Origin of the sequence: Flavobacterium sp. HJJ, assembly GCF_015351475.1 — a bacterium.
GTDB lineage: Bacteria > Bacteroidota > Bacteroidia > Flavobacteriales > Flavobacteriaceae > Flavobacterium > Flavobacterium marginilacus.
The window spans coordinates 154726-167978 of the sequence record NZ_JADKPR010000007.1; the positions used below are offsets into that span (position 1 = coordinate 154726).

Annotated in this window: 10 protein-coding genes; all 10 read right to left on the bottom strand. The window is 36.8% G+C overall.

Features of this window, described 5'->3' with window-relative positions; translation table 11 throughout:
• Positions 1-35 precede the first annotated feature (35 nt).
• Entirely contained in the window at positions 36-1085 is a 1050-nt protein-coding gene (locus IRZ80_RS07985; protein WP_194641029.1) for an alpha/beta hydrolase, read from the bottom strand.
• Positions 1086-1314: 229 nt separating this feature from the next.
• Positions 1315-1740: a cupin domain-containing protein gene (locus IRZ80_RS07990; protein WP_194641030.1), complete on the bottom strand. Its 426-nt coding sequence runs from the start codon at positions 1738-1740 to the stop codon at positions 1315-1317.
• A gap of 92 nt (positions 1741-1832) precedes the next feature.
• Positions 1833-2711, bottom strand: coding sequence for a helix-turn-helix domain-containing protein (locus IRZ80_RS07995; protein ID WP_194641031.1), 879 nt, complete (start codon positions 2709-2711; stop codon positions 1833-1835).
• A gap of 337 nt (positions 2712-3048) precedes the next feature.
• The gene (locus tag IRZ80_RS08000) at positions 3049-4245 is read right to left on the bottom strand and encodes an efflux RND transporter periplasmic adaptor subunit (protein ID WP_194641032.1); all 1197 of its coding nucleotides are present in this window, start codon (positions 4243-4245) and stop codon (positions 3049-3051) included.
• Positions 4246-4255: 10 nt separating this feature from the next.
• Positions 4256-8575 carry a CusA/CzcA family heavy metal efflux RND transporter gene (locus tag IRZ80_RS08005; RefSeq protein ID WP_194641033.1) on the bottom strand — a complete coding sequence of 1440 codons (4320 nt, stop codon included), beginning with the start codon at positions 8573-8575 and terminating at the stop codon, positions 4256-4258.
• Positions 8576-8681: 106 nt separating this feature from the next.
• The gene (locus tag IRZ80_RS08010) at positions 8682-9005 is read right to left on the bottom strand and encodes a DUF6660 family protein (protein ID WP_317174745.1); all 324 of its coding nucleotides are present in this window, start codon (positions 9003-9005) and stop codon (positions 8682-8684) included.
• 151 nt (positions 9006-9156) lie between these two features.
• The gene (locus IRZ80_RS08015) at positions 9157-9741 is read right to left on the bottom strand and encodes a Crp/Fnr family transcriptional regulator (protein ID WP_194641034.1); all 585 of its coding nucleotides are present in this window, start codon (positions 9739-9741) and stop codon (positions 9157-9159) included.
• Entirely contained in the window at positions 9742-10770 is a 1029-nt protein-coding gene (locus IRZ80_RS08020; protein ID WP_194641035.1) for an SDR family oxidoreductase, read from the bottom strand.
• A gap of 115 nt (positions 10771-10885) precedes the next feature.
• Complete coding sequence (locus IRZ80_RS08025; protein ID WP_194641036.1) at positions 10886-11500, bottom strand: hypothetical protein; 615 nt, start codon at positions 11498-11500, stop codon at positions 10886-10888.
• 807 nt (positions 11501-12307) lie between these two features.
• The gene (locus IRZ80_RS08030) at positions 12308-13093 is read right to left on the bottom strand and encodes a ThuA domain-containing protein (protein WP_194641037.1); all 786 of its coding nucleotides are present in this window, start codon (positions 13091-13093) and stop codon (positions 12308-12310) included.
• Between the last annotated feature and the right edge of the window lie 160 nt (positions 13094-13253).

Consider the following 13253-nt stretch of genomic DNA (forward strand, 5'->3'; position numbering starts at 1 on the left):
ATTAGTTGTATATGTGACCATTAAAAAAGTTTTTATCACTTCAGATTTGTTTTAAAGAAAGTGTCTAATTTATCAAATGGAATAATATCCGCTTTATCATACAAATCTACGTGAACTGCATTAGGAATTATCATTAGTTCCTTGGGTTCGGATGCCATTTTATAGACATCTTCACTGAAATAACGGGAGTGTGCATTTTCACCCGCAATTAAAAGCATCGGACGCGGAGAAATTTCTTTGATGTATGTCAGCAGCGGCATATTCATAAAAGACAGAGCATTGGTAATTGTCCAGCCTTTGTTGGAGTTTAATGAACGTTCGTGGTAGCCTCTTGATGTTTTGTAATAGTCGAAATACTCTTTTATAAATTGTGGTTCATCACCGTTTAATTTTGCTGGCAGATGTACTGCAGGAAAAGCCGGCGTACCATTTTCGGCATCGGTCCAGCGCTGAAAACTCATTTTTTCAAATGCTTTTGTGCGTTCTTCTGCGGTCATTTTATCGTAATAGCCTTTGGCAAGCACTCTCGACATATCGTACATACTGGTAGTGGCAACTGCTTTGACACGCTTGTCAACAATTGCAGCATTTAACGCAAAACCGCCAAAACCGCAAATTCCGATGATGCCAATTTTATTTCTGTCTACATTTTTTTGGAGTCCCAGAAAATCGACAGCAGCGCTAAAATCTTCGGTGTTGATATCTGGTGATGCGATATTACGTGGCTCACCTCCGCTTTCGCCCGTATAGGAAGGATCAAATGTTACAACTGCAAAACCTCTTTCCGCCATTTGATTTGCATATAAACCTGATGACTGCTCTTTTACCGCGCCAAAAGGACCGCTTATTGCCAATGCCGGCAACTGTATGTTTTCTGCGTTTTTAGGCAGATATAAATCGCCTGAAAGTGTAATACCGTAACGAGTTTTAAACGTTACTGCTGTTCTTGTTACTTTTTCGCTTAACTGAAAAGTATAATGTTCTGTTGTGCTCATTTTTTTTGAATTTGTTTTCGTTTTTTTATTTTGTGCAAAAGATTGTCCGATTATCAAGAACATCATTGCCATTAGAAATGTCTTTTTCATTGATAGTAAAATTTAATGATTTTTATGCCAAAAGTGAATTCAAAATAGTCCAATCATAGCCAGCACCAATATTTCACTCAGCAAGTACACCCAACATTGTTATTCCCACACAGGGGTAATGACACAAGTCTGCGGATATTGGGATGTCAAAAGATGCCATTATTGACGTAGTCGGGATATACTAAGAGTTCCCGACTGTACTTAAACTAACAAATTGGACTGTTTTTAATTATTTTTCAGATGCCGCTGTGTTTGCTTCTGCAAAATCATCATCTGATACGGGCTGAAGCCAGGTTACTTGCTTTTCATCTTTAAAATTGGTGATGGCGATGTGAACCATTTTAGTCGCTGCTGTTGCTCCGTGCCAATGTTCGGTGTTTTCGGGAATGTTTATGACATCGCCTTTTTTTATAAATTGCGCCGATTTTCCTTTTTCCTGATACAATCCAGTGCCTTCAATGACGAGCAATACCTGACCTTTTGGGTGCGTATGCCAGACTGTTCTTGCGTTAGGTTCAAAAGTTACTGCTCCGGCAGAAAAATTGTTATTTTTGTCCTGACTTATCAATGGCGATAAAAAGGCATTTCCGGAGAACCAATCGCCGGGTAATTTTTCTCCTTTTGGAAAAATGGATTCGTTATTATCTGTTTTCATTTTTTCTCGATTTTTGGTTTTATAATCTAAGGCAAAGGTATGTCGGGAAATTATGGCCGGGCTAAAGATTATCAAACCAAAAATTAAGATAATCAAACCATCGCTTCGCGAATTGATTTTGGATTTGTACCCGTTATTTTTTTGAAGAAATTATTGAAGTAAGTAGGATATTCAAAGCCGAGTGCGTAGGCTATCTCTGCGATATTCCAATCGGTATGCTGTAACAGAGCTTTTGCTTCTGCCACAATTCTTTCGGTGATATGGGTCGTAGTGGACTTTCCGGTAACTTCTTTGACCACACGATTCAGATAATTGACATGCACATTAAGATTTTGTGCATAGTCCTGTGCGGTTTTTAGCTGCAACGGATTTTCGCTGGTTTCGACAGGAAATTGTCTCTCTAACAATTCGAGGAAAACAGCTGTTATTCTGGAAGATGCATTTTTATTTTGATTGTAATTTTCCGAAGGCTGTAACTTTAAAGCTTCGTGTATGATCAAGCTGATGTAGCTGCGAATGAGTTCATCCTTAAAAACATAGCTGCTTTTTTGTTCATCGATCATTTTTTGAAAAATAGTATTGAGAAACAAACGCTGTTCTTCGGAAATTTTTAATACCGGCGTTCCGTCAATTTTAAAAAATGCGGATTGGTGCAGACTTTCCGAGCGGTCAATCTGTTTTAAAAAATCCTCTGAAAACAGACAGGTATAACCAATATATTCGGTAGTCAGCGTTTCCCACGAATAGGGAATATGAGGATTTCCAAAGAATAAAATAGTCCCGTCCTGTTCAAAAGTTTTATCTGAATAATGAATTTTGCTTTTACCGGTTGTCAGGCATATTTTAAAGAAGTCTTTTCTGCTGTAGTTTCGTGTGGCTTCGCTGTCATCTTCAATCTGAAATGCTTTAAAACCTTTCAGTTTTAACTGATCGTTAAACTCGGAAACTATTCGTGTTTTATTGTCTTTCATTCTGCAAAGTTAAGAAATTCAAACTACTTTAATGACAATGATTTTTTACAGACTTTATGTAAACCTGAGTTCGATTAATATTTTATCGCTATAAAACAGACAATCAATAACTTATGTTCTTTTCGATTCATCCTGCAAGGTCTTTTTCATGACCATATAGGTATAACTTATTAATAGCAATACCTACAAGGTTAAAAAAACCTTGCAGGATTATAAACATCAATAAAATCAGCGTATTAATAATCGAACTCAGGTTGTAAATAAAATCATGAGAGCTGTATGTGAAAATACATGTAAGACACGAATATTTTATGCCTTCCATTATCTTTTCCAGTTTTTAATCTGCGTGTTCGCCGCTGCCTTTTGATTGTGCCAATAAATAATAAGCACCTTTAACTACGATTTTAGCATCAGATGAAATTTCTTCAATCAGTTTTACTTCGGTATAGCCCAAATCGGTTGTTCCTACAGCAACTTCAACTGCTTTGAAATGAATTTCATTATGAGCTTCTTCTTTGCGATTACCTTCCTTTTTAGAAACTTCTTCGTGCTGGTCTTCCTGAATGTAGATGAAATACTTATCTCCGTTTTTTACAACTGCATCTTTAGGCAGTGCAGGAACAGTCTGGTTCGAAATATTGATGTTCGCTGCCACATACATTCCAGGAATCAAATCTTTAGTATTACCCGGATTGATTTTAGCGTGTACATCAACTGTCTTACTTTCATTGGAAAATGATTTATTGATGCCAAATATTTTTCCTTTGATGGATTTATTCGATTGATTCGTCAATATAAAATCGACTTCCTGACCGATGGAGATTTTGCCCAAATCCTTTTCAAATACATTCAGATCAAGGTGCATCTGGCTGTTGTCGACCACTTCAAAAAGCGTGATCCCAGTGTCTGCAAATGCGCCTTTGGTGATGCTGATTTTACCCACATAACCGCTGATTGGAGCGACAATTGGAACCAAAGACGTACTGCCTTTCGGATTTACATTCAGTGCCTGCAGTTTATTTTTGGCCGCCTGTGCTTTGGCTTTTTCAGAAGCAAGTTTTGATTTTACTTCCTGAAACGTTTTTCGCGGATTGACATTTTCTTCGCTCAGTGTTTTTTGACGTATGAATTCCTGCTCCAAGTATTCAATATTTGCTGCTGCCGACTGATATTCTTCCTGCATTCCGGAAACTTCCAGATTTTGAAGGGTTGCCAGTGTTTTACCTTTGGTGACATAGGTTCCTTCCAAAACAAAAATATCTTTTACAACACCGCCAATCAGTGTCGAAACATCTGCTCGGTTTTGTGGCGGAACGGCCGTATAACCATTGGCTTTGATGACGGTATTGAGATTTTTCATTTCAAGACTGCCTGTTTCAATCCCGATGGTTTCGACTTGTTTTTTGGTTAATGCAACTTCCGTTTCGGATTGTTCTTCTTCATGTTCATCTTCTGTTTTCTTTTGACCGCAGGAAACCAGCAGGAAAAAAGAAATGGAGAGCAGAAATATTTTATTGATTATTATATTTTTCATAATGAATATATTAATTGTTAGGAATGGATGGGAATTGCAGTTCGATAGCACTTTGATTGTACAAATTAACCGCTTCGGCATTTTGCTTTTTGATGTCAATCGCCTGATTCAGAAAACTGATGTACGACCAATAACTCATATCGCCATTAGCATAGCTTTTTTGCGCTGTATTGATAATCTGGTCTGCGTATTCCAAACCTTCTTTTTGATAATACTGCAGTGTCTTTTGCTGTTTGTCAAACTCATTCTGCAGTTCTTCTTTTTTCAGTTTTAGCGCTGCTTTATTTCGATCGAGTTCCATTTGTGACTGCAAAACACTGATTTCAGATGCTTTGGCTCTGGCCGAATTTACACCTCCAAAAAGCGGAATCTGCAAACCCGCCGTAAATCCCTGAAACAATGATTTGGTATCAATAGTTTGAGCAAAATAACCCAATCCAAGTTTAGGCATTTTCTGTGCCTTAAAAACATCTGTTTCTTTTTGGCTGACCAGAATCTGCTGCGAATAATAATCGTCTACTAGATTTTCTGCTGCAGAAGCTTCAGTTTTTATTGCCTTTTTGTACTGTAATGAAGAAACTGAGTCGGGAATAACAACATTATCACTCTGCACAAAATACTGCAATTGCTTTTGGTAAATAACCAAATCATATTCTATCTGCGCTTTGATGGTTTCAATTTCCTTCACTTTGGCTTTGGCACTGATGACTTCGATATTACCGCTTTCTCCGGTTTTGAAACGCAGTTCTGCATTCTTAAGAAATTTGGTATAAATCGTATTCAGTTCGTTGTTCAGTTTTTGCAGTTCAATGCCGTATAAATATTGATAATAGGCCAGAGTCACCGCTTTTTCAATTTCATATTCGGATATCGCTTTATTTTTTTCGGCCAATTTTGCGAGTTCTTCCTGCAGCTGTCTGTTGGCTTTCGTTATTTTTCCAATAGGGAAATACTGCTGTACCGATACATTATGATCGTAAGCAGCACTGTTGAACTGCCCTCCCTGATACTGAATCTGCAGAGGATCCGGCTGAAAAGCGGTTTTCTTCAAAGCGTTCTGCTTTTCGATTTCCTTATCAGCTATTTTCAAAGTGGCATTATTGTTTTTTGCCAATGAAACTGCCTGCTCCAAAGTTACCGTCTGGGTATTTTGGGCAAAAGAAAAAGCGCTTATCAGTAAAATAATTACTGTAATTATTGGAGTTTTCATTTTGTTTTTTCTTTTAATTCCACGTTCAAATAAAAGATAAAGTATCGGTAATACAATCAGCGTAAGCAATGCTGCTGAAATCAGTCCGCCGATAACCACGGTTGCCAGAGGCTTTTGTACTTCGGCACCGCCGCTGTTGGATAACGCCATTGGCATAAATCCTAAAGAAGCCACGGCTGCCGTCATTAAAACGGGACGCAATCGCGTTTTGGTTCCGATTAAAACGCGCTGCAGCGGATCGGTAATACCTTCCGATTTAAGCTGATTGAAATAGGAAATCAGTACGATTCCGTTTAAAACTGCAATACCAAACAACGCAATAAAACCAATTCCTGCCGAAATACTAAACGGCATTCCGCGTAACCAAAGCGCAAAGACACCACCAATTGCAGAAAGCGGAATGGCCGTAAAAATCAATAAGGACTGCTTGATACTGTTAAAAGTGAAATACAGCAAAACCATAATTAATCCTAATGCGATAGGAAGTGCTACCGAAAGCCTTTTGTTGGCCTCGATAAGATTTTCAAACTGCCCGCCATACGTCACATAATAACCGGCAGGAAGCTTAAAGTTGGTTTCTAGTTTCTCCTGTATTTCTTCAACTACGCTTTTGATATCGCGTCCGCGAACGTTTAAGCCGACGGTGATTCGTCGTTTTCCGTCTTCACGGGCTACCTGAACCGGACCCTGCTCGTAACTGATTGTCGCCACCTGTGAAAGCGGAATCTGCTGTCCGTTTGGCAATGGAATAAACAAGTTACTGACATCCGAAATATCCGTACGATTGTCCTGATTCAGCCGGACTACAATGTCAAAACGTTTGCTTTCTTCATATATTCTGCCGGCACTTTCTCCTGCAAATGACGAGCGGATAATCTGATTGATGTCACTGATGTTCAATCCGTACAAAGCGATTTTATGATAATTGTATTTGACAGTTATTTGCGGTAAACCAGTTACTTTATCCGCTTTTAAATCACCGATACCTTCAATTTTTTTTATTTTTGAAATTAATTCTTTGGCTTTGGTGTCTAAAACTTCCAGATCGTCTCCGAAGATTTTAATCGCAATATCGCTTCGGCTTCCCGTCATCAGTTCATTGAAACGCATCTGGATAGGCTGGGAAACTTCAATATTGACAAAAGGTAAATTATCCTGAATCTCCTTTTTCATTGCTTCTCCAATTTCTTCCCAGTTTTCATAATTGCTCCATTCGCTTTTGTCTTTTAGAACAATAATAATATCCCCATTTTCAATAGGCATAGGATCGGTTGGGATTTCACCACTTCCTATTTTTGTCACAATAGTTTTTATTTCCGGGAATTTTGCCTTTAATATTTTTTCACATTCGGTCGTCGTTTTTATCATTGACGTTAACGAACTTCCGGTCATTATTCTGGTTTCAAAAGCCAGATCACCTTCTTCAATCGTCGGTATAAATTCGCCTCCAATATTCTGGAAAGTAAATAAGGCGACAGCGAACAAACCTATTGAAACAAATAGAACCGTTTTTTTCATTCCCAACGCTTTATTCAGAATCGGGGTATATTTACTTTCAAACCACTTCATCATTCGGTCACTGAAATTGGTTTTGTGTTCTGTTTTTTTGGATAAAAACAAAGAAGTCATCATTGGCACATAGGTCAATGACAAAACGAAAGCTCCAATAATGGCAAATCCAACGGTCAGAGCCATTGGCTGAAACATTTTCCCTTCTGTTCCTACCAGTGCCAAAATTGGCAGATATACAATCAGAATGATGATTTCTCCAAAGGCCGCACTGTTCCTGATTTTGGAAGCTGATAAATAGACTTCGCTGTCCATTTCTTCCTGAGTCAGTTCGTTCTTTCTCTTGATTTTTGCCAAATGATGCATTGTAGCTTCTACAATGATTACGGCACCATCGACTATGATTCCGAAATCAATCGCTCCTAAACTCATTAGATTCCCGCTTACGCCAAAGTAATTCATCAGTATCACGGCGAAAAGCATCGACAGCGGAATTACTGAAGCAACGATCAATCCGGCCCGAAGATTTCCGAGAAATAATATCAGAACAAAGATTACGATTAAAGCTCCTTCAACTAAATTTTTGGTCACCGTTCCGATGGCGTTATTGACTAGTTTTCCTCTGTCAATGAATGGCTCGGCAACAACTCCTTCGGGTAAGGATTTGTTGATCTGCTCCATTCTTTCTTTAACTCTTTTAACAACAGCACTAGAGTTTTCGCCTTTCAGCATTAATACCAATCCGCAGACAATTTCGCCTTTACCATCTTTTGTCGATGCTCCGTAACGCAGTGCAATTCCTTCGCGCACAGTGGCCACATCACGAACCAACACCGGCGCGCCGTTTCTGTTTTTGATTACCACATTCTGCAGATCGGTGATTCCTGATGCCATCCCGACTCCGCGAATGAAATAGGCGTACTCATCTTTTTCGATATAAGCCCCGCCCGTATTTTGATTGTTTTTTTCTAAAGCATCAAAAATCTCTGTAATAGTTACTCCCAGACTGTTGAGCATGTTAGGGTCAACGGCTATTTCGTATTGTTTTAGTTTTCCGCCCCAGCTTCCTACATCGGCGACACCTTCAACGCCCTGTAACTGCGGAATGATAATCCAGTCCTGAATAGTCCGCAGTTTTACGGCATCGTACTTATCTTCATAACCCTTTTTGGCATAAACATCATATTGAAATATCTCGCCAAGTCCTGTAGATATTGGTGCTAATTCCGGTGAACCAGCATACTTTGGAATATTTTCCTCCGCCGCTTTTATTCTTTGAAAAATCTGTTCCCGCGCCCAATAAATATCCGCATCTTCTTTGAAAACAACTGTTACAACCGAAAGCCCAAAGCGCGAAATACTCCGCAGTTCTATTACTTTCGGAATGGTTTTTACGGCCTGTTCCAACGGATAGGTAATTAACTGTTCCACTTCCTGACTGGCAAGTGTAGGTGCCGTGGTAATAATCTGCACCTGATTATTGGTAATATCAGGTAAAGCATCAAGCGGTAACTGCTTGATAGAATAACTGCCCCATGCCAAAAGCACGAGGGTAAAGAGCAGTATAACGAACTTGTTCTTTATGCTAAATTGTATAATCTTGTCTAACATTTAAAATGTATAATGAATTAGAAATAGACAGTATATTAGCTGCCTTTATTCGTGCCAAAGCACAGCTTTCTAACCCGAATCCCAATATCTATCGGGACGGGCCTCATTATACTAATTGTGGCGGCTGCCAGATACTTCCGTAGAAATTGGAAGCAAAAATGGATTTGTAAGCAGGCAATTGTTTTTTAATGCTTTTGAAAGCAATAGGGAAATCAATAACTGTAAATTTTGGATAATCGGTCATTTGTGAACCGCAGCAGCTGCAAACGCAAAACGGAGAACATAAATCATTTCCTGCAGTGTGGGAATGATTATCAGCTGTAACTAATCCGGATTTCGAATGTGCAGAACCATCTGCTCCCATATCTGCGCAGGGCATGCATGAAAGCAATAGAAAAATGAGTGATAATATGATGCTTGTAAGTTTCACGATTGTAAAAATAGGATTTTTATTTTTATCCTAAAAAAATTATTTGGAATGAATCTAAAATGAAATTTAGCTTTTGAAGTTATTACCATTAAAAAACTCCTTAATTTCTTAAGAAGTTTATAGTTCAAAATAATTATGATATAGATCAGAATTACCGATTGTTCCCCTTTACAAGTTCTTTCCGCAACCGGCTTAGTGACTGTGGCGTGATTTTCAAATAGGAGGCAATATACTGCTGCGGTACCTGCCGTGCCAATGCGGGATAACGTCTGACAAATTCAAGATATTTTGTTTTTGCATCGCCAAAATTCAAAAAATCATTGTCCTTGATTTTATTGAGCAAAGCAGTTTCGGTCAGGCTTTTTATAAAAATAAACAGATTAGGAACCTCATCACACAGTTTTTCAAGAACCGATTTGGAAATGGTATAGGTTTCACAATCCGTCATCGCCTGAAAAGCGTCTGTAGAAGGTTTTGCAGTATAATAACTTTCTAAATCGACAAAAAACTGATTCTCTCTTACGAAATATTTAGTCACTTCATTGCCGTTTTTATCAGCTGCATACACTCTTACAATTCCGTTTTCGATAAAAGCTATTTCATTGCAAATTTTATGAAACTCCTGAAAATGTTCTCCGGCTTTCAGTGCTCTGCTTTTGTAATTTGATACGATATAATCAATGTCTTCAGCCGAAAGAATACCGCCAAAACCCAAAACCGATTTTAATTTTTCCATTTATGTTAATATTCCGTTTTCAAAAACACTTTCTGCACAGGCCAGTACAGCCGCTTTCGATGACAAAGGCTGCCACTGAAGTTCTTTCTGTGCTTTGGTGATTTCCGTTTTTCTTTTTATTCCCAATTCAATTAAGATTGGTTTCAGTGATTTTTCAAAGATAGAAAATAATCGTGCTGCAAAATTGGGAAGTTCAGCTGTAGGGATTTTTTTGCCGGGATACTGCTCTTTTAATATCATAGCCACTTCCTTGAATGTCATATAACCCGAAGAAGCAATATAACGGTTTCCTGCAGCCTGTGGCTTTTCCATCGCTTTGATCAGCAAATCTGCTGCCGAACGGACATCTATAATATCAAACCCAATTTTTGGCAGGGCCGGCGAACTTCCGTCTAAAATTTTAATGACGATATTTGCCGAGGTTCCAAAATCATTTTCCAAAACAGGCCCTAAAATAGCTCCGGGACAAACCGTTACCAATTCCAGATTTGTGCTGTTTTGTCTTATAAATTCCCAAGCCGCTTTTTCGGCAATTGCTTTACTTTTAAAATAAGGCGTAGTGTCATTACTGCAGGTTTCATCTGTCCAGTCGTTTTCGTCAAAGACTTTATTCAGTTCTTCTCTTGACTTTCCGTAAACTATGGCAGCAATTGACGAAACCATAACCACCCGTTTTACATTATTGGCACTTGCAGCTTTCAAAACATTCAGCGTTCCCTGTTTTGCGGGAATAATCAAGTCGTTTTCGTGTTTGGGAAGTTCTCTCGGAAAAGGCGATGCGATATGATGCACACAATCAATATTTTTAGTCAGTTCGAACCAAATAGCACTGTCATTAAGATTCGCTACTGCAAAAGTCAGTTTGTCAATATTCGCCGTTTTTTTGCCAATAATTTCCCGAATGGAATTTATCCGGTCTTTGCTTTGCAGAGTTCCTACTACTTCATACCCTTTGTTTAAAAGCTGAATAGCGGTGTGGGAACCCAAAAATCCTGTAATCCCTGTGAGTAAAATTCTTTTGTTATTCATCGTTCCTATGTTTTTTTTACAAAGGACAAAAACATAGAAGAGATTACAATTACCATTTGATAAGAAATATGAGTCAGTTATCCAAAACCGTTGCAACAACATTTATCAGGAATACCTATTTTTCGAAATCAATTATTAATTTGTCAATTTCGTTGTTAATTTCAGCTATTGAAACTTTATTTCCATTCCCAAATGAATATAAATCATTTGATATTTTTATTAATCTTCCCATAAGAGAATTATCATCAGGTGACCAAGTTTTTCCAATTTTGATCTCTCCATTATTATCAGTAATTAAAAAATAATATGATTCGCCATCTAAACCATGATATTCATCACTATAACTTTTTGTTTGTCTTGCTAACAGCTGAAATAAACAACCAATTTTTGTGTAAATATTTTCATCTATTTTATTTTTTTTACTTTCAAACTTTACGCTGTCTTTCTTTTTAGCCCGCCAATAGCTTTCAGTTAATGTAATGGAAATTACAAAATATTCTTTATTGTTTTTTTCGATTGAAAACACATACTCTTTTGAAAATGAAGGGATAGCAATAAATCTAGCATATGGATAACCAGACATACCTTCATAACATAATGTGTTTAAGTTTCTATAATAATTTTCTAAGCCTCCGCCGACATAAAATGTGGCAGGTTCCAGATGTTGTTTTTGTCCATAACTTAGTAGAGTATTTAGAAATATAACCGTAAAAATTATTGTGCTTTTCATTTAGGTTTTTTAACATTGTCTATTGATCAGCCCCTATTCTAATGGAGTTGGGATTAAATTAAGCTCATTATTCGATTTACAAAAACATTTCATATGCAAAAACAGCTTTCCGTTAAAGTATTGCTTAAATCTGTTGCAGCTGTTGGAAATAGTGATTCCCATTTATAAATTTAGCCATATTCGGATTTTGATAAACGCAGTATTTAGAATTATTGGAATGAATAGTATTAGACCTAAAGTAAATGACCAATATCTGAAATTTTCATCGTAGAAAAAAAAACTTATAAAAGTCAAAATTAAAATTACGATCAATTGACTAATCACATTGTATTTGTTAATTTCTTTTGAAATTATTGAAGCTAAAATTTCTCCTAAAAAAAACATTATTGACGATGCATTTATCAACAGAAAGAAAACTCTAAGCATTTTTTCAAATCCATCTTCGTACCAATAAACAGCAATTACAAGAAATACTAAGCTGGTATAAATTAGACTAGTTGAACTAGTAAAAAAAGTTTTTAAAACCTTATTGACATATTCGAAATAGCTTTCCTTTTGAATAATTTTCATCATGTTCTTTTTATTACGATATTTTCTTTTCTTTACTGCCATTTTTATTTATACACCTAAAAAGAACCAAGCTTATCTATCACAAAAAAGCACAAGGCTGATAAACATAAAAAGATATTGTATGCTAATATATAAATCATTAAAGATATATAGTATGCTTTGTTTTTTTTTATCTCAAAATGAGAAACAAAAAAAGAGGCAGTCTAAAAGTAAGGACAGCCTTTTTTAATTCTATTTCTATAATCCTTTTCCAGTAGCTGCGTAGTAAATTCCGCCATACAAATGCTCTAAAAACCAATGATTTTTATATACATTATCTATATGTCCCAAAGCAGTATAGAATGATCTCCCGCCATCAAATTCATGATACCATGAAATGGGGTGGAAATTACCCATTCCTTTTCCAACCAGATCATTTGAACCTCTTTTCCAAACTACAGCAGGATCATATGTTTTTTCATCAACAGCAATTAGATATTTAAGCTCTGATACTTTTTCCGGACCAAATTCGTACCATTCATCTGTCCATAAAAGAGACTTTGGAAAACTTTCCAATCCGGGAAAATCATGATTCAATATGACAAGTTTTGCAGTCTGCTGTCTTGGGTGTATGTAAAACATTCTTCCAACAAGCTTGGTATACCATTCCCAATCGTATTCTGTATCGGATGCGGCGTGTATTCCAACAAATCCTTTACCAGACTGAATAAATTTTTGAAATGCAGTTTTTTCACTTTCATCAAAAATATTATAAGTTGTGCTCAAAAAAATTACAGCATCATAGTTCTTTAATTTATTCTCCGTGATCTTTTCTGAATTTTGCTGCCGGTTAACTTCAAAATTATGCGTTGCCGCTAATTCATTAATTGCAACAACACCCGCTTCAATCGATTCATGATACCAGCCGGCTGTTTCGGTTATTAATAAAACTTTAAACTGCTTTTGTGCATTTATTAAATTCGAAAAAAGAAATAAAAACACATACAGCCCAATTCTTTGAAAATAATTCTTTTGAAAAATCATATTTATTTATTGTTTACTATTTTTTGAAGAAAATCAATTAATCCCTAAAAATTCAATATTCATAAAATCTAAAGATAGATATAAAACTGACAAATTGCTATAATAAATGCTTCAGAACAAATCATGACAGAATTTAACGCCAATTGAAATCACTTTGAAG

Excerpts from the sequence above, each read along its gene's own strand:
- IRZ80_RS07985 (WP_194641029.1), bottom strand. The coding sequence starts at position 1,085 with ATGAAAAAGACATTTCTAATGGCAATGATGTTCTTGATAATCGGACAA.
- IRZ80_RS07990 (WP_194641030.1), bottom strand. The coding sequence starts at position 1,740 with ATGAAAACAGATAATAACGAATCCATTTTTCCAAAAGGAGAAAAATTA.
- IRZ80_RS07995 (WP_194641031.1), bottom strand. The coding sequence starts at position 2,711 with ATGAAAGACAATAAAACACGAATAGTTTCCGAGTTTAACGATCAGTTA.
- IRZ80_RS08000 (WP_194641032.1), bottom strand. The coding sequence starts at position 4,245 with ATGAAAAATATAATAATCAATAAAATATTTCTGCTCTCCATTTCTTTT.
- IRZ80_RS08005 (WP_194641033.1), bottom strand. The coding sequence starts at position 8,575 with ATGTTAGACAAGATTATACAATTTAGCATAAAGAACAAGTTCGTTATA.
- IRZ80_RS08015 (WP_194641034.1), bottom strand. The coding sequence starts at position 9,741 with ATGGAAAAATTAAAATCGGTTTTGGGTTTTGGCGGTATTCTTTCGGCT.
- IRZ80_RS08020 (WP_194641035.1), bottom strand. The coding sequence starts at position 10,770 with ATGAATAACAAAAGAATTTTACTCACAGGGATTACAGGATTTTTGGGT.
- IRZ80_RS08025 (WP_194641036.1), bottom strand. The coding sequence starts at position 11,500 with ATGAAAAGCACAATAATTTTTACGGTTATATTTCTAAATACTCTACTA.
- IRZ80_RS08030 (WP_194641037.1), bottom strand. The coding sequence starts at position 13,093 with ATGATTTTTCAAAAGAATTATTTTCAAAGAATTGGGCTGTATGTGTTT.